The sequence below is a fragment of the Thermopolyspora flexuosa genome (assembly GCF_006716785.1).
In the GTDB taxonomy this organism is placed as follows: domain Bacteria; phylum Actinomycetota; class Actinomycetes; order Streptosporangiales; family Streptosporangiaceae; genus Thermopolyspora; species Thermopolyspora flexuosa.
In genome coordinates, this window is sequence record NZ_VFPQ01000001.1 from 3,068,444 (window position 1) to 3,089,236 (window position 20,793).

15 protein-coding genes and 1 tRNA gene are annotated in these 20,793 nt (G+C 74.5%); 7 read left to right on the forward strand and 9 right to left on the reverse strand.

Translation table 11 applies throughout. The features are described 5' to 3' along the window. Positions 1-6 precede the first annotated feature (6 nt). The gene (locus FHX40_RS12990; RefSeq protein ID WP_142259848.1) at positions 7-774 is read right to left on the reverse strand and encodes a peptidoglycan recognition protein family protein; all 768 of its coding nucleotides are present in this window, start codon (positions 772-774) and stop codon (positions 7-9) included. 51 nt (positions 775-825) lie between these two features. Further along, a complete protein-coding gene (gene mtnA / locus FHX40_RS12995; protein WP_142259849.1) occupies positions 826-1,842 on the reverse strand; it encodes an S-methyl-5-thioribose-1-phosphate isomerase in 1,017 nt (338 codons plus the stop codon). Positions 1,843-2,079: 237 nt separating this feature from the next. Here mtnA and FHX40_RS13000 point away from each other — a divergent pair, with 237 nt between their 5' ends. Then, entirely contained in the window at positions 2,080-2,868 is a 789-nt protein-coding gene (locus tag FHX40_RS13000) for a Clp protease N-terminal domain-containing protein (RefSeq protein WP_142259850.1), read from the forward strand. Between the two features lie 5 nt (positions 2,869-2,873). Beyond that, positions 2,874-3,110, forward strand: a complete 237-nt coding sequence (locus tag FHX40_RS13005; protein WP_142259851.1) for a hypothetical protein — start codon at positions 2,874-2,876, stop codon at positions 3,108-3,110. On the opposite strand, the gene FHX40_RS13010 is transcribed toward FHX40_RS13005, so the two are convergent. Then, positions 3,107-3,928 (reverse strand): dienelactone hydrolase family protein, encoded by an 822-nt coding sequence (locus FHX40_RS13010; RefSeq protein ID WP_142259852.1) that lies wholly within the window; start codon positions 3,926-3,928, stop codon positions 3,107-3,109. The two genes, FHX40_RS13005 and FHX40_RS13010, sit on opposite strands and share 4 nt — an antisense overlap. 575 nt (positions 3,929-4,503) lie before the next feature. Here FHX40_RS13010 and FHX40_RS13015 point away from each other — a divergent pair. Next, positions 4,504-5,673: a DUF5925 domain-containing protein gene (locus FHX40_RS13015; protein ID WP_229788285.1), complete on the forward strand. Its 1,170-nt coding sequence runs from the start codon at positions 4,504-4,506 to the stop codon at positions 5,671-5,673. A 79-nt stretch (positions 5,674-5,752) separates the two neighbouring features. Here the strand turns inward: FHX40_RS13015 and FHX40_RS13020 are convergent, their stop codons facing one another. Next, positions 5,753-6,184 carry a hypothetical protein gene (locus tag FHX40_RS13020; protein WP_142259853.1) on the reverse strand — a complete coding sequence of 144 codons (432 nt, stop codon included), beginning with the start codon at positions 6,182-6,184 and terminating at the stop codon, positions 5,753-5,755. A gap of 380 nt (positions 6,185-6,564) precedes the next feature. Then, the gene (locus FHX40_RS13025) at positions 6,565-7,374 is read right to left on the reverse strand and encodes a colicin immunity domain-containing protein (RefSeq protein ID WP_170198825.1); all 810 of its coding nucleotides are present in this window, start codon (positions 7,372-7,374) and stop codon (positions 6,565-6,567) included. 656 nt (positions 7,375-8,030) lie between these two features. Here FHX40_RS13025 and FHX40_RS13030 point away from each other — a divergent pair. After that, on the forward strand, positions 8,031-9,452 hold the full coding sequence (locus FHX40_RS13030) for a dihydrolipoyl dehydrogenase family protein (RefSeq protein ID WP_142259855.1): 1,422 nt from the start codon (positions 8,031-8,033) through the stop codon (positions 9,450-9,452). A gap of 434 nt (positions 9,453-9,886) precedes the next feature. After that, positions 9,887-10,549: a GntR family transcriptional regulator gene (locus tag FHX40_RS13035; RefSeq protein WP_211350253.1), complete on the forward strand. Its 663-nt coding sequence runs from the start codon at positions 9,887-9,889 to the stop codon at positions 10,547-10,549. 335 nt (positions 10,550-10,884) lie between these two features. Here FHX40_RS13035 and FHX40_RS13040 read toward each other — a convergent pair. After that, positions 10,885-10,962, reverse strand: a tRNA-Pro gene (locus FHX40_RS13040). A 240-nt stretch (positions 10,963-11,202) separates the two neighbouring features. After that, the gene (locus FHX40_RS13045; RefSeq protein ID WP_229788287.1) at positions 11,203-12,621 is read right to left on the reverse strand and encodes a glycoside hydrolase family 16 protein; all 1,419 of its coding nucleotides are present in this window, start codon (positions 12,619-12,621) and stop codon (positions 11,203-11,205) included. Between the two features lie 345 nt (positions 12,622-12,966). Here FHX40_RS13045 and FHX40_RS13050 point away from each other — a divergent pair, with 345 nt between their 5' ends. Further along, complete coding sequence (locus tag FHX40_RS13050; RefSeq protein ID WP_142259857.1) at positions 12,967-13,815, forward strand: siderophore-interacting protein; 849 nt, start codon at positions 12,967-12,969, stop codon at positions 13,813-13,815. Positions 13,816-13,835: 20 nt separating this feature from the next. Here the strand turns inward: FHX40_RS13050 and FHX40_RS13055 are convergent, their stop codons facing one another. Then, positions 13,836-18,422 carry a cation-translocating P-type ATPase gene (locus tag FHX40_RS13055; protein WP_189136131.1) on the reverse strand — a complete coding sequence of 1,529 codons (4,587 nt, stop codon included), beginning with the start codon at positions 18,420-18,422 and terminating at the stop codon, positions 13,836-13,838. A 213-nt stretch (positions 18,423-18,635) separates the two neighbouring features. On the opposite strand from FHX40_RS13055, the gene FHX40_RS13060 reads away from it, so the two are divergent. Next, positions 18,636-20,213, forward strand: a complete 1,578-nt coding sequence (locus tag FHX40_RS13060) for a phosphodiester glycosidase family protein (protein ID WP_142259858.1) — start codon at positions 18,636-18,638, stop codon at positions 20,211-20,213. Here the strand turns inward: FHX40_RS13060 and FHX40_RS13065 are convergent. Further along, positions 20,210-20,677: a helix-turn-helix domain-containing protein gene (locus FHX40_RS13065; RefSeq protein ID WP_142259859.1), complete on the reverse strand. Its 468-nt coding sequence runs from the start codon at positions 20,675-20,677 to the stop codon at positions 20,210-20,212. The two genes, FHX40_RS13060 and FHX40_RS13065, sit on opposite strands and share 4 nt — an antisense overlap. Between the last annotated feature and the right edge of the window lie 116 nt (positions 20,678-20,793).

Below are 20,793 nucleotides of genomic sequence, written 5' to 3' on the forward strand. Positions count from 1 at the left end.
GTGCGGTCAGACCTCGGCGAAGGCCGCGTTCCAGCTCTCCGGCCCCACGATGCCGTCCACGGTCAGGCCCCGGTCACGCTGGAAGGTGATCGTGACCTCGCGGGTCTGCGGGCCGTACGCGCCGTCCACCTCGAGCTCGTAGCCGAGCTCGCATAGCCGCTGCTGCCAGGCGCGCACGTCGTCGCCGTACATCACCGGCGGGTAGCGCAGCAGGCGGCCCGGCCACGGCGGGGCGCCCGTGCCCGGTCCGGGCTGCTCCTCGCCGACCGGGCGGGGTGCGCCGCGCCGTACCCAGGCGTAGAGGCGCTCGCCGGGGCACTCGGTGGCGTAGCCGTCGCGGTGGCCCTTGATCTCCTGGCCCGCCCCGCCGACCTGGCGCAGGTACTCGATCGCGTCGCGGATGCCGTGGAGCATGGCGTCCGTCGGCTCGACGAGGCCGGACGAGCCGACGAGGCCCAGCACCGCGTAGTGGCCGGTGTTGAGGCCGGGTCCGTTGGCCGCGGGTAAGCGGTTCGGCCCCCTGCCCACGAAGACCTTGCGATGCGGGCAGACCGCCAGGTTGTAGCCGATATCGATCCAGCCGTTGCCGTCCATGTGGCCGTTCTGGATCTGCCGCACCAGGGCGGCGCACTTGGCGTGGTCGTCGAGGATCGCCGGGTCGACGCGGCTTCCGGTGTAGTGGACCTTGACCCCCTTGGTGGACCGCAGGGTCGTGTAGGAGCCCTTGGGAGGACGGGCTCCCCATTCCTGGCGCGACACGAGGTCGATGCTCACGGGGATGTCTCCTATATCGGGGGAATATATCTACTCTACGTGACGAGGCGATTACGAAACAGCCTTGTGTCGACGTTCCCCATGTGGCACGGAGGTGAGGGTTTCACCGCGATCGAGGCGGATCACCCGGCGGTCGGTGACGATCGCGGTGATGAGATCGTGCGGGGTGACGTCGAAGGCCGGATTGATCGCCTCGGTGCCGGGCGGCGCGAGCCGTACGCCCCGGACCGCGACCACCTCGGCCGCGCCCCGGTCCTCGATCGCGATGGCGTCCCCGCTCGGGGTGGCCATGTCGACCGTGCTCTCGGGGGCGACCACGATGAACGGCACCCCGGCCCGCCGCGCGCCGAGCGCGAGCGCGTACGAGCCGATCTTGTTGGCGGTGTCGCCGTTCGCCGCGATCCGGTCCGCGCCGATCAGCACGGCGTCGGCGTACCCCTGGGCGAGCAGGTACGGCCCGGCCGCGTCGACGACGAGCCGGTGCGGGGCGCCCATGCGGGCGAGCTCCCAGGTGGTGAGCCGCGCGCCCTGCAGCAGCGGCCGGGTCTCGAGCGCGATCGCCTCGGCGAGCACTCCCCGCTCGTGCAGCGTCCGCACCACGCCGAGCGCGGTGCCGCGCTCGACCGTGGCGAGGCCGCCGGTGTTGCAGATGGTCATGACGCGCACCGGCGTGGGGGCGAGCTCGGCGAGCAGGTCCGCGCCGTACTCGCCCATCGAGCGGCAGGCGGCGATGTCGTCGTCGCGGATCCGCAGCGCCTCGGCGAGCACGGCGGCGAGGTCGGGCAGATGGGCCGCCGCCCGGTCGACGCCCCAGGCGAGGTTGACCGCGGTCGGGCGGGCGGCACGCAGCCGGGCGACCGCCTCGGCCGGGTCGGCGCACGTCGCCGCGGCGAGCGCGACGCCGAGCGCCCCGGCCACGCCGAGCGCGGGCGCACCGCGTACGGCCAGCCGGCGGATCGCGTCGATCAGTTCGTCGACGGTCTCGATGCGCAGCGTCACACACTCGTCGGGCAGCCGGGTCTGATCGATGAGCTCGATGGCTCCGTCGACCCAGTCGATCGTGCGCACGAACGCGACGTTACCAACATTCCGGACACCGGGTCCGGCGAAGCGCCGGGCCCTTTCCGGCTCCGGCCACCTCGGCTTTTCGTGGAGCGGTCCGTGCCGGAATCTTTCACCGCGCGGCCTGTCCGTGTTCGCCACGAGCGTTCCGGCACGCCGAGGACGCAGGGGGCATGTTGGGGTTACAGTGTGCGTGTAACCCGTTTATAACCCCAATATGTAACCCCAGAGAGGGCCGCGGTGATGCCGAAGATCAACGTCTATCTGCCGGACGATCTGGCGGAGGCGGTCAAGGCGGCGAACATCCCCGTCTCGGCCGTGTGCCAGCGGGCGCTCGAGCAGGCGGTTCGCCGAGTGACGGCGATCCGGGAGGTGGCGATGGGCGACCTGGAGGACCGCGACGCCACCGAGCTGCTCGGCCAGTGCACCCAGCGCACCCGGCAGGTCCTCAAGCTCGCCGTGGAGCGGTCGCGGGCGGCCGGAGCGCCCGGTGTCGGCACCGAGCACCTGCTCGGCGCGCTGGTCGCCGAGGGCACCAACCTCGCCCTGCACGTGCTGCGGGCGATCGACATCGACCCGGCTCGGATCGAGGAGGCCCTGGCCACTCACGGCGGGAACGGCGGCGCGGCCGCCGCGCCCGATTCCGGCGTGCCGGACGGCGCCCGGCGCTTCACCCCCGACGCGGCCAACGCCCTGGAGCTCGCCGTCACCGAGGCGACCGCGCTCGGCCACAACTACGTGGGCTGCGAGCACCTGCTGCTCGGCCTGATCGCCGAACCCGACGGTGCCGGCGGGCGGATCCTGCGCGGGCTCGGCGCCGAGATGCGCCTGACCCGCCGGGCGGTCACCGCGGCCCTGGCCGGATACGTCCACCTGCGCGCCCAGACCGGCGCGACCGCCGCCGCATCCCCCGGCGCGGGCGCGGCCGTGGCCGCCGGCGTACGGCGGGAGCTGGCGCCGCTGCTCGAGCGGCTCGAACGCCTGGAGCGGCACGTCGGCCTCCCCGTCGCGGACCCCGGCGACCCGGCCTGACCGGCGTGACCGGGGTGCGCAGGGCCGCCCTGCTCATCGCCGCGGCCTGCGGCTTCGCAGGCTGGCTGTGGACCGGTGTGGCCGACTGGGCGGCGGGGGCGACGCTCACCTTCCCCGCCCTGGCCGTACTCGCCGCCGCGGCGTTCCGCCGGTCCAAGCGGCGCCGCGCCCGGCCGCCGGTACGGCACGGCGATCGATCAGCCGTCAGCGCGAGCGGCCCGGGTGGTCGGCCGCTCGTCTAGGGCTCCTCGGGGGCGACGCGGGAGCGGATGAGGGTCACCACGCGCGCCAGTGCCTGGACGGTCGGGTGCCCGGGCCGGTCCACGTAGCCCTCGGTGAGCACGTGGTGGGCGTCGGGCGGGAGCCCGTGCGGGTTGCCCGGTCCGGAGTCGATCTCGATGAGGTCGAAGGCGGCGCCGAGCACGCGGCGCAGCCCGATGAGCCGCTCCGGCGGGCACCGCCGGTCGTGGGAGAAGCGCAGCCCGGCCACGCGGAGCTCGCCGCGCCGCGCGCGGGCCCGTACCTCGGCGAGTTCCCGGGCCGAGCAGCCCGGGTCGCGGCGGGCGGCGCCGGTCGGGGCGAGCGGGAGGGTCGGCCCGCTGAGCACGGCGGCGAGTACGGCGGGCTCGGTCGCGGCGGCGAGCGCGAGGCCGCCGGAGAAGTCCATGCCGATGACGCCGACGCCCTGGTGACCGGCCTCGCCGTGCAGGTGCTTGGCGAGTGCGCGCAGGAAGCCGGCGACCGGCCGCTCCGCGTCGCGGGCGAGGGCGCGGAACTCGCGGGACAGGCAGACCCGGGCGGTGGCGAGCACGGCGGAGGCGGTCGTGCGCGGGCGGCCGGGGACCCCGACCAGGGCGGGGACGACCACGGTGAATCCGGCCGTGACCAGCCGGTTGCCGAGGGTCAGCACCTCGGGGGTCACGCCCGGCAGCTCGGGAAGCAGCATGAGCCCGGGGCCGGAACCGCGTCGCAGGATGGGGCGGGTGATGCCGTGAGCGGTGAATTCCTCCCTTGTCCAGCCGTCGAGGGAACGGTCTATCGCCTCGCCGTGTTTCGCCATGCGCACAGACTAATGCGCACCACCCGCGAATCGTTATATCGGAAATTACTCGCCATCCTCACATTCAGGACAGCCAGCGGGAAATGTAATTCCTTATCAGGATTCATCTTCACTCGCGGTCGCGGCCGACGAAGGAGTGTCGCGGCCCGGCCATCGACATGTTCTCGCAGATCAGCACGATCAGCAGACGGCCGATCGGCGATACCGGCCCGTCGGCCGTCACGCGATTTCAGGTTTTCCTTGCCCGGCCATCTCGGGCGCGTCCGCGCTTGTCCGCAATTATCGGCTGTCCTTAACCGGTGCCCGCAGGGACCCGGACCGGCAGGTCCGTAACTCGATAATCGGCCCGCCGCCGATCCTCGTCCACGGTGAAGCGGGCGATGCTCGTCGCGATTTCCGGCGGCGTATCCCCGGTGTTTTCCCAGGGCCGGAAATCATCGGCGTGCGGCCCACCCGCGGCCACCTCTCCCCTCCCCGCGTCCCGGTCCACCGCCCGAACCGCCCCGCCGGACACCCGCGGCTCGCCGTACTAATGCGTTCGACGCGGCGAGCCCGGGCGCAGGATCATGGATGCCATGTCGCAACCGAAGCAGGCGCCCCTGGACGCCGCGTCGCTGCCCATGCGGATATGGCTCGACGACACCGACGACCCGCTGGACGTGATCGACGCGCTCGCGATCTCCCCGTTCGCGGCCGGCGAGCTGCCCTGGGCGATGTCCGCCCAGCTTGAGCGGGTACGGCCGGACGCCCCGCTGATGCCGGCCGACGCGAGGCTGCTGCGCGTCAGCATCCAGCGCAAGGGCAACGAGTCCCGGCTCGCCTGCGGCGACGGCTGGCTGCTGCGCGCGGTGCGGCGCTGGGACAGGACGGCCTCGGTCCTGGTGACCGCCGCCGCCGAGGACGTGGCGCGGCGGGTACTGGAGGAGAGCATCCGCGACGCGACCGAGCCCCCGCCGGTGACCGACCACGTCACCATGGGCTTCCTGCACTGGTCGGGCGGCGTCCTCCAGCGTTCCCACCGGCCCATCACCGCCCCGACCTGGGAGTCCATCCGCGGCAACTACCCGCGGTCCGCGCAGGGCGAGCTGGACCGGCTGTTCACCCTCACCCCCTCCGAGTCGATGGGGCGGTTGCTGCTGCTGCACGGCCCGCCGGGCACCGGCAAGACCACCCTGCTGCGCACGCTGGCGCGCGAGTGGCACTCGTGGTGCCACACCGACTGCGTGCTCGACCCGGAGAGCCTGTTCGGCGAGCCCGGCTACCTGATGGAGGTGGTCCTCGACGACGGCGGCAGGGAGGAGGACCGGTGGCGGCTGCTCGTGCTCGAGGACTGCGACGAACTCATCCGCGCGGGCGCGAAGCAGGTGACCGGCCAGGGCCTGTCCCGGCTGCTCAACCTCACCGACGGCCTGCTCGGCCAGGGCGGCCGCATCCTCGTCGCGATCACCACGAACGAGCCCATCTCCCACCTGCACCCCGCGGTCACCCGGCCGGGCCGCTGCCTCGCCGAGATCGAGGTGGGCCGCCTCTCCTACGAGGAGGCCGTGTCCTGGCTGACCTCGCGCCCGGCGACCGGCGCGGACGCCGAGGGCTCGCCGAACGGCGAGGCGCCCGCGGTCTCCCCCGCCGAGCTCGTCACCCGCGTCCCGGCCCAGGGCGCGACCCTCGCCGAGCTGTACGCCCTGCTCGCCGGACGGCCCATCGGCCGCAGCACGGAACCCGAGGAGACCGGGCTGTACCTGTGACGGCCCGCCGTCGAACCGGCGGCGTGGCGGCCCGTCGCCACGCCGCCGCCAGGCCGGCCGCCGCGGGTACGGCCCCGGCTCAGCCGGACCGACGGCAGGCGCCCAGCTCCTCGACCACCAGGCCGAGGCCGATACCGAGCAGCCACACGTCCTTCGCCAGCGCCGTGCCCTGCTCGGTGGGCCGCAGCGTGTGCTCCTCGCGCATCCCCGGCGTCCGCAGGTAGAGGCCGAGCAGCCCGCCCGCGAACGCGCTCAGCCCGGCCCCGGCCAGCAGGCCGGGTACGAACGGCACCAGCAACGCCGTACCCAGGGCGATCTCGACCTTGGAGAGCAGCCGGGTGAACCGCACCGGGTCCATGTTCTCCAGGAAGGGATAGGTCCCCTTGGCCATCGCGTGCAGCTCGGTCGCCGTCTTCTCGTCCGCACGGGCCTTGCCGAGACCCGAGTTGAGGATCACCGCCCCCGCGGCGAGCCGGCCGGGCAGCTGGTGCGGACGCGCGAACAGCCTCATCGCATTCCCCTCTCGACGGTGCCTCCCATGACCACCGCCCCTACCCGCACCACCCGTAGGTAGCCGGGCACCGGATGAATTCGGGGGGCACCGCCCTGGCGGCGCTGTTCGCCTCCGTCAACGCTCGGATCGGTCGCTCAGCCGACCTTTACGCGTCACCGCCCCGATCACCGCGCATGCCTCTCGAGTGCCTGCGGCGCGCGACCCCCGCATTCCGCGGCGGACGACACGGCTATGAGGCTTGGCGAACCCGGGCCTTCCGGGCTCCGGCCGGTCCGCGGCGCTACCTACCGTCGCCGGCCCGGCTCCGCGGTCGGGACATGCCGCCGGGCGAAGCCCGAAATAACCTCATCATCGTCATCGAGGGGACACGGCTGGAGTCAGCGCAGCTCCTCCAGCCGAAGCAACGCGTCGTTCACAATGCCCCACAATAGGTGGTCATCAAGATCCCGCGGACAACGGATCTCAGGGTCGGGCACGTATTCGTCGAGAGCATAGAACACGTCATGGAGAATCCGCTCGAACCGCCCCGCCACCCTTTCGCCCGCGATCAGTGCGTTGGTCCGGGCCTGCAACCATGCCCGGCGGAACTCGGGCCCCGAGATATCTCCCGCGACATAGCGCCTCATCAACTCCAGCTGCCTGGCGGTATTCGTACCAGGAGCCACCTGCGAGGGCGCCCGCCATGCGGTCCACAATGGAGGGTATTCTCTTGAGACCGCAAGGGGCCCGGGCCTGCCGGTTCTTCTTGCATATCTCGCGAATCCTGCCTTGGCTTCGTCGATTCCCCGCCCCACGCAAATGTCAACGAAAACCGCGCTCCCGGCCACGAGCGAATATCCGTCATCCGTGAGGAGGATCGCTCCTGACAGGTCAGCGAGGACCACCAGCGCGTTAACAGGTTGACCAGGCGGGCTGTCGATGAGATGCCGATCGGTCAACGGTACCTGCACACCGTGCGGATCCACATCGTCAGCCGCGTCCAGTCGCACGACCATCCCGTGACCGACCCTGATGAAGCGCGCCGCCGACTCGATCCGGTTCGCGAGATCTCCTTGTGTGATCGCCGACTCCGGAATCGGGGCGACGACCTTGTCGCCATCCGCGATCCACTCGGCCCGGAAGCGATACGGGCTCGCCAATATCCGGCCGGTGAGACCGGTCTCCGGGCGGGATGATCGTTCGTTCACGTTCTCCACCACACTGATCGCCGATTTTCTCCGCGGCGAGCGACGCCGCGGATCAGGTCGTAACGAGCGGTCAGGGTGCGTGCGGCGCTTGCGGTCGATGGTGCGGGACGTATGGACCCCGGCCCTCCACCATCCGGCCCTACGTCTGTGAAATATCGCCCACATCATGATCAAGGTATGTCACGATGTCAAGGAAATATCCTGAATCATCCGCACAAGGTGACATGGATCGGCAGGCAGCACGATCGACATCAATCTTCGGGCTCGCCGTCCGAGACGATCGGAAAACATCATGACGGCCATCCGTAAGGCCGCTTGCGGCCGGTCGGCCGTGCCGGTTGCCGGCCGTTCCGTTCCGGGCCACGCCGGGCGTCTCGCCGCTGAAATCCGACGCCCGCAAGACCATCGGGTGGGCCACCGGCCGTTTCCACGGACGCACGGTGCGCATCGGCCACGTCCCGTAGGAGGAATGTGCGGTGGGCGGCCGCCATCCTGCACGGCGTCGCAACGCGCCGAATATGACGCGATCGGAGGGCTTCGGCCCGGATCGAATGGTTCCGCGAATCACAGTGCGGGGGCGAGGCACGCGTGACGCCGCATGCCCGGCGTTCGCATCGATCATCCTCGGGTAGGGCCCAGCCGGGAGGTGGGCAATCGTGTCGGATCGGCCGGACACCTATGACGTGATCGTGCTCGGCGCGGGCCCGGTCGGCGAGAACGTCGTCGGCCGGGTCGTGGCGGGCGGCCTCACCGCGGCGATCGTGGAGAAGCGCCTCGCGGGCGGGGAGTGCTCCTACTACGCGTGCATCCCGAGCAAGGCGCTGCTGCGGCCCATGGATCTCGCCGCCGAGGTGGGGCGCATGCCGGGCCTGAGCCTCGGACCTGTCGACGCCGCGGCCGTGCTCGCCCGGCGCGACGAGGCGATCGGCCACCTCGACGACGCCGAGCAGGTGGGCTGGATCGAGTCGGTGCCGGCGGCGTTGTTCCGCGGGCACGGCAGGCTCGCCGGGCCGCGCCGGGTCGAGGTGACCGGCCCCGACGGCGGGGTGCGCACGCTCACCGCCCGGCACGCGGTGGTGGTCGCGACCGGCAGCACGCCGAGCGTGCCGGACGTGCCCGGGCTGCGCGCGGCGCGGCCGTGGACGAACCGGGAGGCGACCACCGCACGGGAGATCCCCCGGCGGCTCGTGGTGATCGGCGGCGGGGTGGTCGCCTGCGAGATGGCGCAGGCGCTGCGTTTCCTCGGCGCGGCGGCGACCGTGATGCTCGTGCGCGGGCGGCGGCTGCTCGGCCGCACCGAGCCGTTCGCGGGCGGGCTGGTCGCCGCGTCGCTGCGGGACGCGGGGATCGACGTGCGGTTCGGCGAGTCGGTCGCCCGCGTGGAGCGGCCCGCGCCCGGCGGGCCGGTGACCGTGCACACCACCTCGGGCGCGCGCCTGGAGGCCGACGAGATCCTCGTCGCCACCGGCCGGGAGCCCGCCGTACGCGACATCGGGCTGGAGACCGTGGGGCTCTCCCCCGGCGGGCCGCTCGAGGTGGGGGACGACCTGCGGGTGACCGCGGTGCCCGAGGGCTGGCTGTACGCGGCGGGGGACGTCAACGGGCGCAACCTGCTCACCCACATGGGCAAGTACCAGGCGCGGGTGTGCGGCGACGTGATCGTCGCGCGGGCCAAGGGCCGGCCCGAGGACGCCCCGGGGCTGCGGGCCGTGGCCGACGCGCTCGGCCCGCCGCAGGTGATCTTCACCGATCCGCAGGTGGCCGCGGTGGGCCGTACCGAGGAGCAGGCCCGGGCCGAGGGGTTTCCGGTGCGGGTCGTCGAGTACGACATCGGCAACGTCTCCGGCGCCTACCTGCTCGGCGACGGCTACACCGGCCGGGCCAAGGCGGTGGTGGACGAGGAGCACCGGATCCTGCTCGGCGTCACCTTCGTGGGGCCCGGGGTCGGCGAGCTGCTGCACGCCGCCACCGTCGCGGTCACCGCGCGGGTCCCGCTCGACCGGCTGTGGCACGCGGTGCCCGCATTTCCCACGGTGAGTGAAATCTGGCTTCGGCTATTGGAGGAGTACGGCCTTTGACGCCGCGGCCGTGAGCCGGCCGCCGAACCGCCAAGGCCGATTCCGGCGGGCGCGGGCGCACGATTTTCCCGCCTCTCCCCCGCCCACGGTACGGCTCGCGCGCTTTGCCGGCGGGGCGGCCGTGCGGGCGCCGTGACGAGGAGCGGCGGGGGTTTCACCGGGCGGTGAGCAGGCGATTACAAAAAGCAGAAATGCCCGGATATTGGATCCCAGGAACGTTTTTCAGAGAGAGTGCCCTCTCGCCCTATCACGCGGCGATTGCTGGCATGATGGATCGCAAGCCCCGGCGAGCAAGGCACTTCCGTCCGGAGCGCGTTCTCCGGCGTGGTCGCGTGGCGCCGCCACGGGCGGCACGGATTGTATTCACCCGTGGTATCGACAGGAGGACCGGTCGATTGTCCATCGGCGAGACCCATCGCACGCTCCGTGACGAGGTGGCCGATCAGTTACGGCGCTGGATTCTCGACGGCACGCTCGCCCCTGGGGCCCGGCTCGCCGAGGGCGCGCTGTCGAACCGGCTGGGCGTCTCCCGGCTGCCGGTGCGGGAGGCCTTCCGGCGGCTGGAGGCCGAGGGGCTGGTGCAGACGATCCCGCGCCGGGGCGTGCGCGTGGTGCAGTTCGACGCCGAGGAGCAGAGCACGATCCTGGAGATCCGCCTGTCCCTCGAGCTGATCGCGATCCGCAAGCTCACCGAGCGCCGGGACCCCGGCACGCTCGCCGAGCTGCGCCGGGTGCTGGAGGCGGGCGACCACGCGGCCGCGGTCGGCGACGACGAGACCCTGGCCCGCCTCAACGCCGAGTTCCACGACCTGGTCGCCGCGGGCACCGGCTCCAAGGTGCTCGGCGACCTGATCCGCTCCGTGCGCAACCAGGCCCGGCAGTTACGCGCCGGCCGTACGGGCGCGCCCGCCGACTCCTGGCCGGAGCACGCCGCGGTGATCCGCGCCGTGCTCGACGCCGACGCCGAGATGGCCGCCCTGCTCATGCGCCGCCACCTGGTCGCCCGCCACGAGGCCGCCGTCCAGGACGGCACCCCACCCGCCCCGGCGCCCGCACCGCCCCACACCTTCAGGCCGGCGCCCCACCCGGCCTCCTGACCGGTCCCCGCGGCCGGTGCTTCTCAGAGCCGAAGATCCTTGCGGCGTTGCCGTACGGCACGGCCTCGCCGGTCTCCTCGGGCGGCCCGAGGTCGTCGCGGATCGCGCGATGTCGCCGGAGATGCCGGGCAGCCCGGGCCGGCCGGTCGCCGCCGGACACGAACCGTCGTACAGGATGCCGCCGCCGGGGGACCCGGCCGCCCAGCCCGCCCTCGAAGGCTTGAGCCCCAAGGTCGTGACCACGTGGACGGGGGCGTGGATCACTCGCATGCGATCGGTGTTTCCCCGCGGAACAGGAAAAGGCCGACCGCGTATCGCGACCGGCCCTTCGCCGCTGGTCGGGACGGCGAGATTTGAACTCGCGACCCCTAGACCCCCAGTCTAGTGCGCTAACCAAGCTGCGCCACGTCCCGCCGCCGGGGGCGTCCCCGGCATCCGAGCACGTTGTGCTCGGGAGAAACATTACCACGCGCGCGGCCCTGCCGTGGCCGTGGCGACGCTTCCGCGATCTTCGTCGTCCCGGCTCCCGTACGCGGACCGGCCCACGCCGGCCGGTTGCCACCGGGCCGGACGTGGGCCGGGAGGAGGAGGGGTTCGGCCGGGCCCGGGTGACCCCGGGCCGCGGACGGTGCGTACCTGGCTCAGGAGCGCACTCAGTTCGAGAAGGTGAACCAGTTGAGGTTGACGAAGTCCGCGGGCTGGCCGCTGGAGAACGTGATGTACACGGTGTGCTTGCCGGTGGTCGGCGCGATGTTCGCCGGGACCGTGCGCCAGCTCTGCCATCCGCCGGTGTTGGCGATCGCGAAGTCGCCGATCGGGGTGGCGGTGGGGCTGCCGAGCCGTACCTGGACGAGGCCGCTCACCCCGGCCGGGGCGCCGGAGGCGACGCGGGCCTTGAACTGCGTCACCGGTGTGGTGCCGAAGTCCACGTTGTCGTAGCGCAGCCAGTCGCCGTTGGCGATGCCGCCGACGTTACGGCCGCCGCCCTCGTCGGTGGTCGGCTCGGTGAAGGTGCCCTGCTGGGCGCTGAAGTCCTCGGCCTGGATGGTCGAGCGGGCGTTGAAGCCGCCGCCCGGGTTCGGGGTGGGCGTGGAGCCGCCGCTGCCGCTCTGCCACACGCCGACGTAGTCGACGACCATCGGTCGGCCGGGCACGGTCGCGGCGGTCGGGGTGGTGCGGCCCGCGACCCCGTCGGGGAAGCCGCCGCCGATCGCCACGTTGAGCAGCAGGAAGTATCCGGCGTGGCTCGTCATGTTCGACCAGGTGGTCGCGTCGAGCTGGTTCTGCCGGACGGTGTGGTAGAGCTGGCCGTCGACGTACCACCGCAGCTCGTTGGGGCTCTTCGAGGTGTCCCACTCGAACCGGTAGGTGTGCATCCCGGCCTGGCAGGTCGTGCCGGGGCACTCCCGGCTGCCCTGGATGCCGTCGTACTCGTTGCACGGCCCGGCCGGCGCGACGCCGCAGTGGAGCACGCCCCAGACCCGGTTGAGCCCGTTGACGTTCTCCATGATGTCGAACTCGCCGATGCGCGGCCAGTTCCAGTAGTCGCCCCGGTACGGCGAGCCGAGCGCCCAGAACGCGGGCCAGTAGCCGAGCGCGGCCTCACCGGTCACGTTCGGCATCTGGATGCGGGCCTCGATCCGCAGCACGCGGCCGGGGGCGGGCTTGAAGTCGGCGCGCCGGGTCTCGATCCGGGCCGAGGTCCACTCGCCGGAGGCGCTGCGCAGCGGGGTGATGCGCAGGTTGCCGTTGCCGTCGAGGCTCACGTTCGCCGGGTCGGCGGTGTACCGCTGGATCTCGCCGGTGCCCCAGTTGTTCGGGCCGCCCGGGTAGGAGTGGCCGGTGTCGAAGATCCAGTTCTCCGACGAGGGCAGCGAGCCGGCCGGGCCGTTGAAGTCGTCGGCCCACACCAGCGACCAGCCGGAGTAGGTCGGCACGGACGCGTTCGCCGGTGTGGCGACCGCGAACGACGCGAGCAGGGTGACCGCCGCGGCGACGAGCGCGGCGAGCGTGCGCCGGCGCCACCGGGGCGCCGAGGCGGGATGGGGATGGATGGGGACACGCATACTCATGCCTCTCTGGGTGGGGGGATGGAGGCAAAGGCGGGTCCGGTACGGCGGAGCACGGGCGCCCGTGCCCGCACGAGACCCGCCCGAAAACGACGCGTCGCCGAGGGCTCACCCCGCTCTTCCGCGCTGCGGAAGATCGAGGAAACGCTCTCTTAACCGGAGACGGTAGAGTGCGCAAAAACGGCTGTCAACAGCAAAGTAAAGTTTGTTGTCGGATCTGAGAGCGCTCTCTCACCGGAACCGTTCCAGGGTTGTGCGCGCTCCGTGGGCGTGATCTAGCCGAACAGTGACTTAGGCTTACCTAAAGTGATTTAGGTGCGCCTAAGAAGCGCAGTTCAGGGAGGCCGGATGACGGAGAGACGAGCGCCCAGGCCCAGGCGGGCCTTCCGCGGCGAGGTCCGGCGGGCCGAACGCCTCACCCCCCACCTGGTCCGCGTCGTGCTCGGCGGGGACGGGCTGCGGGAGTTCGAGGCCGGCCGCTACACCGACCACTACGTGAAGCTGCTGTTCCCGCCGCCGGGCGTGACCTACCCCGAGCCGATCGACCTCGAGGCGATCCGCTCCGGCCTGCCCCGTGACCAGTGGCCGCGCATGCGCACCTACACCGTGCGCCGCTGGGACGCCGCGGCCCGCGAGCTCACCATCGACTTCGTCTACCACGGCGCCGAGGGCCTCGCCGGGCCGTGGGCGGCCGCCGCCACGCCCGGGGACGTGCTGTGGTTCGTCGGCCCCGGCGGGGCGTACGCGCCCGACCCGGAGGCGCCCTGGCACCTGCTCGCCGGGGACGAGAGCGCGCTGCCCGCGATCGCCGCCGCGCTCGAGCGGCTGCCCGCGGACGCCACCGCCCACGTGTTCGTGGAGGTCGCCGGGCCCGAGGACGAGATCCCGCTCGACGCGCCCGCCGGGGCCCGCGTCACCTGGCTGCACCGCGACGGCGCCGCGGTCGGCGACCGGCTCGTGGCGGCGGTGCGCGCGCTGGAGTGGCCGCCCGGCGAGCCGCACGCCTTCGTGCACGGCGAGGCCGGGTTCGTCAGGGAACTGCGCCGGTACCTGCGCGTGGAGCGCGGCCTGCCGCTGGAGCGGCTGTCCATCTCCGGCTACTGGCGGCGCGGCACCGACGAGGACGGCTGGCAGTCCTCCAAGCGCGAGTGGAACCGGCGCGTGGAGGAAGAGGAGGCCGCCGCCCTCGCCTCCTAGCCGGCCGCGGGGCGCGCCGGTCAGGACGCGCCCGCGGGCAGGGCCGCCGCCGGCGCCGCCTCGACGGCCGGCGGCCCCTCCGGCGTACGGCCGGGCTCGGCGTGGCCCGCGTGCAGGCCGGGGAGCAGGCGCCGCAGCAGCCCGGGCAGGAACCGGGACGCGAGCATGGCGGCCGCGATCGCGGACAGCGCGGCCGCCCAGGCCGGCGGGTCGAGCGGCACGCAGCCGAAGAACAGGCTCACCGGCGGGATCTGCACCACCGCGGCGAGCAGCGCCGCCGAGCCGAGGGCGGACAGCAGCGCGCCCCGGTCCCGGCCCCCGGCGGCGAGCGTCTGCGCGAGCTGGGTGCCGACGAGCGCGACGAGCCCGACGGTGCGGGCGCGGGCGGCGGGCCCGGTGAGCCGGGCCATGGCCCAGCCGAGGATCGCGCCGAGCGCGGTGACCGTGGCGCGCGTGGTGATGTCCCGGGTGAGCGCGCGCCCCAGCGAGGTCTCCGGCCCCTCCTCGAGCAGCGCCGCGGCGACGTCCTCCGACGGCGCCCGCACCGCGATCGCCAGCGCGGGCGCCAGGTCGGTGAGCAGGTTGACCAGCAGCAGCTGCCGCGCGGTCAGCGGGGTCCGCCCGGTGGTGAGCGCGCCGACCAGGGTGAACGCGATCTCGCCGAGGTTGCCGCCGACGAGGATGGCGAGCGCCTCGCGTACCGAGGCCCACATCGCCCGGCCCTCCACCAGTGCGGAGATGATCGTCTCCAGCCGGTCGTCGGCGACCACGAGGTCGGCCGCGGCCTGCGCGGCGCGGGTGCCGCCGCCGAGCGCGATGCCGACGTCGGCGAGCCGGATGCCCGCGGCGTCGTTCGCCCCGTCCCCGGTCATCGCCACCACCCGGCCGATGCGCTGGAACGACTCGACGACCCGGACCTTGTGGGCGGGCGTGCACCGGGCGACCACGTCCACGGTGGGCAGCAGCCGGTCGAGCTCGTCGTCGGACAGCTCGTCGATCTGGGTGCCGGTGAGGATGTGGTGGCCGACGTCCCGGCCGGTGACGTGCGCGGCGATCGCGCCCGCGGTGCTCGGGTGGTCGCCGGTGAGCATGACGATCTGCACCCCGGCGTCGGTGAGCCGGGCGATCGCCGGGGCGGCGGCGTCCCGCACCACGTCGGCGAGCCCGAGCAGCCCGGCGAACGTCAGATCGCCCGCGGCCCCGCCGGCGAGCAGCTCGGCGGCGCGCTCCTGCCCGCCCTCGCCGGTCAGCGCGGCGAGCTCCGCCGCGGACACGTGGATCTCGCCCTCGGCGACGGCGAGCACCCGGTGCCCGGTGGCGGCGAGCCGCTCGACCTCGGCCTCCACCTCCCTGTGGTCGAGCTCCCCGCCGAGGCCGGTACGGCAGCGCGGCAGCACCACCTCCGGGGCGCCCTTGACGCACACCAGGACGCGGTCGCCGACCCGGCCGAGGGTGGCGTGGAAGCCGCGGGACGGCTCGAACGGGATCTCCACCAGCCGCTCCCAGTCCCCCCGGTCGACCCCGGCCTCGGCCGCGCCCTCGTCGACCGCGGCGTCGGTGAGGTGCGGGTGGCTCTCGTCGTCCCCCGCGTACGGCGTGGCGCGCAGCGCGACGGTGAGCACCCGCCGCAGCGGCTCGTCGAGCTCGGCGAGCGGCCGCACGTGCCGGCCGTCCGCGACGTGGGTGAGCCGCATGCCGCCCTCGGTGAGGGTGCCGGTCTTGTCGAAGCACAGCACGTTCACCCGGCCGAGCGCCTCGATCGTGCGGGGGTCGCGCGCGTACACGCCGCGGGCGGCGAGCCGCCGGGTGGCGGCGAGCTGGGCGGCGCTGACCAGCAGCGGCAGCCCCTCGGGCACCGCGGCGACGGCGAGGCTGATCGCGGTCTCCAGGTTCACGCGCAGCGGCAGCCCGCGCAGCGCGCCGGACAGCGCGGAGGCGAGCGCGGCGCCGAGGGCCACGGGCGTGGTCGCCCGGGTGATCGCGGCGAGCCGCGCCTCCACCCCGGTCACCGGCGCCGCCCCGGCCGCGGCGGCGAGCGCCCGGCCGGTCTCGGTCAGCTCGCCGACCGCCACCACGACCGCCTCGCCCTCCCCGGCGGCGACCACGGTGCCCTCGTAGACCATCGACCGCCGGTCGGCGACCTGCGCGGCGGGCACCGGCCGGTCGGTCTTGGCGACCGGCAGCGACTCGCCGGTGAGCGCGGACTCGTCGGTCTCCAGCCCGTCGGCCGCGATGATCCGGCAGTCGGCGGGCACCAGGTCGCCGGAGCGCAGCACGATCACGTCGCCGGGCACGAGCTCGGCGGCGTCGATCCGCCGCTCCCGGCCGTCGCGCCGTACCGTGGCCTCCACCGTGCCGCGGGCCGCCATGCGGGCCACGGTGCGCTCGACGGCGACCCGCTGCACCCCGCCGACGAGCGCGGACGACAGCATCACCAGGCCGATCAGCACGGTGTCGGCGAGGGATCCGATCATGGCCGAGCCGATCGCGCCGACCGAGAGCACCGGCGCCATCGGGTTGGCGAGCTCCGCCGTGACGGCGCGCACGATCGCGGGCACCGCCAGGCGGCGGCCCGCCGTACGGGGCCGGGCCCGGCGCCGGGCCTCGTCCTCACCGAGCCCGCGCTCGGTGGTGCGCAGCGCGGCGAGCACGGCCGGGACCGGCATCGCGTGCCAGGGGGTGACGGGCAGCGGCGGCGGTGGCGGCACCCGCGCGGCCCGCCGGGCCTGCCACACGCCGTACCCGAGGGCGAGCACGGCCGCCCCGGCCACGGCGATCTGTGCCCGCGCGGCCACCCGGTTCCGCGGCCCGACGAGCGCGGCGAGCGCGCCCACGCCGCTGCCGGACCGGGCGAGCGTCACGCCGCACTCCCCCGCCCGGCGGGCGTACGGCACGGCGGTGACCACCGTGACCGCGGTGCCGATGCCGTCCCGGCTCGCGATCACGTGTGCGCCCCACGGCGGCGACCCGTCCGGGCCGCCGATCCCGACCCCGACGTCCGCGGCGGCGAGCGCCCCGCCGTCGCGGGCGACGAGCAGCACCACCGCACCGGCCTCCTGGAGCGCGCACACCGACGCGGCGAGGCGGTCGCCGCCGGGCACGGTCTCCACCGGTGGCCCGGGCAGGTCCACTCCCCCGCCGGCGAGCACGAACCGCAGCCCGGCCCGCCGGGCCGCGGTCACCAGGGCGTGCGCGCGGTCGTGCGGGCGGCGCACCACCGAGGCGAGCGCGTACAGGCGGCGGTCGCGGGCCAGGCCGAGCACGGCCAGCGGGCCGGTGGCGGCGAGCCGCCGCCGCTCCCGCTCGCCGCGCCGCCCGGCCAGGTCGAGCAGCTCGACGGGCCCGAGGGCCCAGCCGTCCTCGGTGCGCAGCACGGCCCGCCCGCCCGGTACGGCGGCGGCGCCGGGACCGGAGCCGACCGCCCGGTGGCGGAACTCCTCGGGGTCGAAGAGGGCGTGGACGCGCTCGGCCGCCTCCTCGGCGTCGGCGCCGGGCAGCACGACCACCTCGCCGATCGACGGCTCGGGCGACAGCAGCACGTCGGCGTCGGCGACCACGGTGTCGACGCGGTCGAGCCGGCGCAGCACGTCCGGCCGGGTGACGACGGCGCCGCGCCGGGCGAGCACGGTGCCGAGCTCGGCGGCGAACCCCTCCTGCCCGGTCGACGCCGCCTTGGGCAGGGCGGCGAGCCCGACCTGAAGGCCGCGCCGCAGGTCGCCCGCGAGCAGGCCGGCGGTCGTGCACGCGGCGGCCGCGGCGAGGGCGTGGTGGGCGTGCCGCTCCCGCATGCCGATGCCCAGCGGGCAGGCCCGGGCCGGCGCGGCCTGCCAGGCGCGGGCCCGCTCCGGCGTGCCGCACAGCTCGGGCTCCCGGAGCCGGAACGCGGCCTCCTCGGCGCGCAGCTCCCGCCACTGCACGAGCCGCCCGAACACGTCGGCGGTGAGCCCGGCCATGCCGGGGGCGAACGCCTGGGCGGTGGCGACGGCGAGCGGCAGCAGGTGGACGGGGACCGCGGCGGCGGCGATCCGGCGCAGCGGCGGCACGGCGTCGACGAACCCGATCGCCGCGGGGATCTCGGCGGGCAGCGGCGTCCACCGGGTGACCCGCTGCACCGCGGTCAGCGCCAGGCCGAGGGCGTCGGCGACGAGCATGAGCACCGGGGATATCCGCACCTCCGGCCCGCCGCCGTCCGCCTCCCCCGGCGGCCCGTCCGGCTTGTCCTCCGCCTCCGCCACGATCGCCACCAGCTCGGCAGGGTCGGTGTCGGGATCGTGCAGCGCCACGATCACGCGGCCGAGCGGAGCGTTCACGCTCGCCCACGCCACGCCGGGGTGGGCGGCGAGGGCGGACTCGATCGCCTCGGCGCGGGCGGGGGTCATCGACGCGCCCGAGCGCAGGTCGATGTGCACGCGGCCGTCGTACCGCCGGACCCGGCGCGCCAGCCCGAGGCCCTCCTCGACGGCGGCCGGGACGCGCCGCGCCGCCCGGACCACGCCGACGGGCGCGCTCACCAGCGCGGCGGTGCCCGCGACCGTGAGCCGGATGGCGCCCGCGAGCACGCTCCCCGCCGACGGCACCGGCAACCTCAGCGTTCCCCCCAGTCCCATGACCACCCCGTCTTCTGTATCCCTCGGGCGTCGCGGGCATGCGCCCCGGCTGCGCCAAATGTCGGCCAAGGCACCGCGTGCGGGGCTTTCGCGCCGCCGGATCGGATAAGGCACGGACACCACGTGTAGTCACGTAGAGTAACGAATGTTGACGGAGAGGAACATCCGCCCGGGGCCGCGCCGTGCACGCCGCGCCGGGCGCCGGGGGTGGTCATGCGGGTCGCGGGCCTGATCGCGGCGGGTGTGGCGGTGTCGGTGTGCTGGGCCGGGCCGCCCCCGCCGGCCGCCGCCGTGCCGCAGGCCGCGGCGGACCCGGTGCCCGCCCCGATCCGTGACTGGCCGGGCGAGGAGGTCGCCGAGGGCATCACCCTGTACCGGGGCACGCTCGGCGACCCGTCCGGCCCGGGCCGGTGGGCGGTGACGGTCACCGAGCCCGGCGGCAAACCCGACCGGCTGCTCACCCGCGACGCGGCCACCGCGCTCGCCCGGCGCCTGGACCGGGCCGGGGCCGAGGCCACGGCGGAGCCGATCGGCGCGCCGGGGTACGCGGGCGTGCCGCGCGGCCCGCTCGGCTGGCGGGTGCGCGCCGGCGTGTTCCGGGAGCGGGCCGCGGCGCAGGCGCTCGCCGACCGGCTCACCCGGGCCGGGTTCACCGCCGTGGCCGAGTCGGCGCGGCAGGACCCGGTGGAGCTCGACCCGTACGGCGGGCACAGCGCGGTGGTGCACGTCGCCGTGATCGACCCGGCCCGGTACACCGGCGAGATCACCGCCACGTACGGCAGGGCCCTCGCCCGCCGGGAGACCACGACCGCGATGGCCCGCGACGGCGGGGCGGTCCTCGCGGTGAACGCGGGCTACTTCGTCATGCACGACCGGGACGGCCTGCCGGGCGTACCGGCCGGGATCGGCGTGTACGACGGCCGCCTGGAGAGCCTGGCCACCAACGGCCGGGCCGCGCTGCTGCTGCCCGGCGGCCGCCCGCGGATCGCCCGGCTGACCACCGAGCTGACCGTCGCCGCGGGCGGGCGCAGCCGCGAGATCGACGGGGTCAACCGGTCGCCCGGCCTGATCCGCAACTGCGGCGGCGTGGGCGGCGACTCCCCCACCGAGGAGCCGCGGCACGACGTCACCTGCACCGACCCCTCGGAGATCGTGCTGTTCACCCCCGCGCTCGGCCGGAAGACCCCGGCCGGGAAGGGCGTCGAGGTGGTGCTCGACGGCGACGGCCGGGTGATCCGGCATCGCACGCGCGGCGGCCCGGTCCCCGCCGGGCGGCGGGTGCTCGCGGGCATCGGCGAGGGCGCGGGCTGGCTCACCACCCACGCGAAACCCGGCGCCCGGCTGAAGATCCGGCAGCGGGTCCTCGACGAGGACGGCCGCCCCGTCGCGCTCGGCCGCGGCGACGTGGTGAACGGCGGCCCCGAGCTCATCCGCGACGGGCGGATCCACGTCGACGTGGCCACCGACGGCGTCTACCGGCCGGAGGAGCCCGACTTCCTGTACCGCTGGGGCATCCGGCGCGGCCCGCGGGTCATGCTCGGCATCGACCGCCACGACCGGCTCATCCTGCTCGTCGCCGACGGCCGCCGCCCCGGCTACAGCGACGGCCTCAGCCTGCTGGAGGGCGCGCGGTTCCTGCGCAAACTCGGCGCGGTGGAGGCGATCAACCTCGACGGCGGCGGCTCGGTCACGCTCGCGGTGCACGGCGAGCTCGCCAACCGCCCCTCCGACGCGAAGGGCGAGCGCACCGTGGGCGACGCCATCCTCTTCCTCCCGCCTGCCGGGCGCTAGCCGTCTCCGCGCGGCTCCCGGGGTGCGGCCGTACCCTCCCGCTTCTCGAGCGCGGCGAGGGCCTCGGCGAGCACGGCCGCGATGTGCCCGCCGCCCTCCGGCGCGGGGACCTCGCGGAAGCCGTGCTCCCGGTCGTAGGCGATGTCGAGCCCGCCGTCGACGAGCCGCCGCGCCCACCGCAGCGCGGTGTTGATCTTCACCTGGGGGATGTCGGCGCCCTGTGCGATCGCGGACAGGTTGCGCAAATTGGTGGCGGGCCCGCTCTGGTAGTGCGCCCGGTCGAGCTTCCACGGGATCGCCCGGCCGTGGTCGAGCATCGGCTTGGCGAGCCCGGCGGCGCGCTTGGCCTGCAGGATGCCGGACTCGCTCACCCCGAAGTGCGCGGCGAGCTCCGCGACCGTCCGGCCCTCGGCCACCAGCCGCGCCAGCTCCGCCCGATCGATCTTGGGCTTGCGCCCCGCCATGTCACCGCCCACGTGCTCGCCCGCGGGCGGGTCGCCGCCCGCGCACCTTCCCTCTCCCGCGGAGAGGACCTGTCGTGCAGGGAGGGTAGCAGCGGCGGGATGCGACCGGCGGCGGC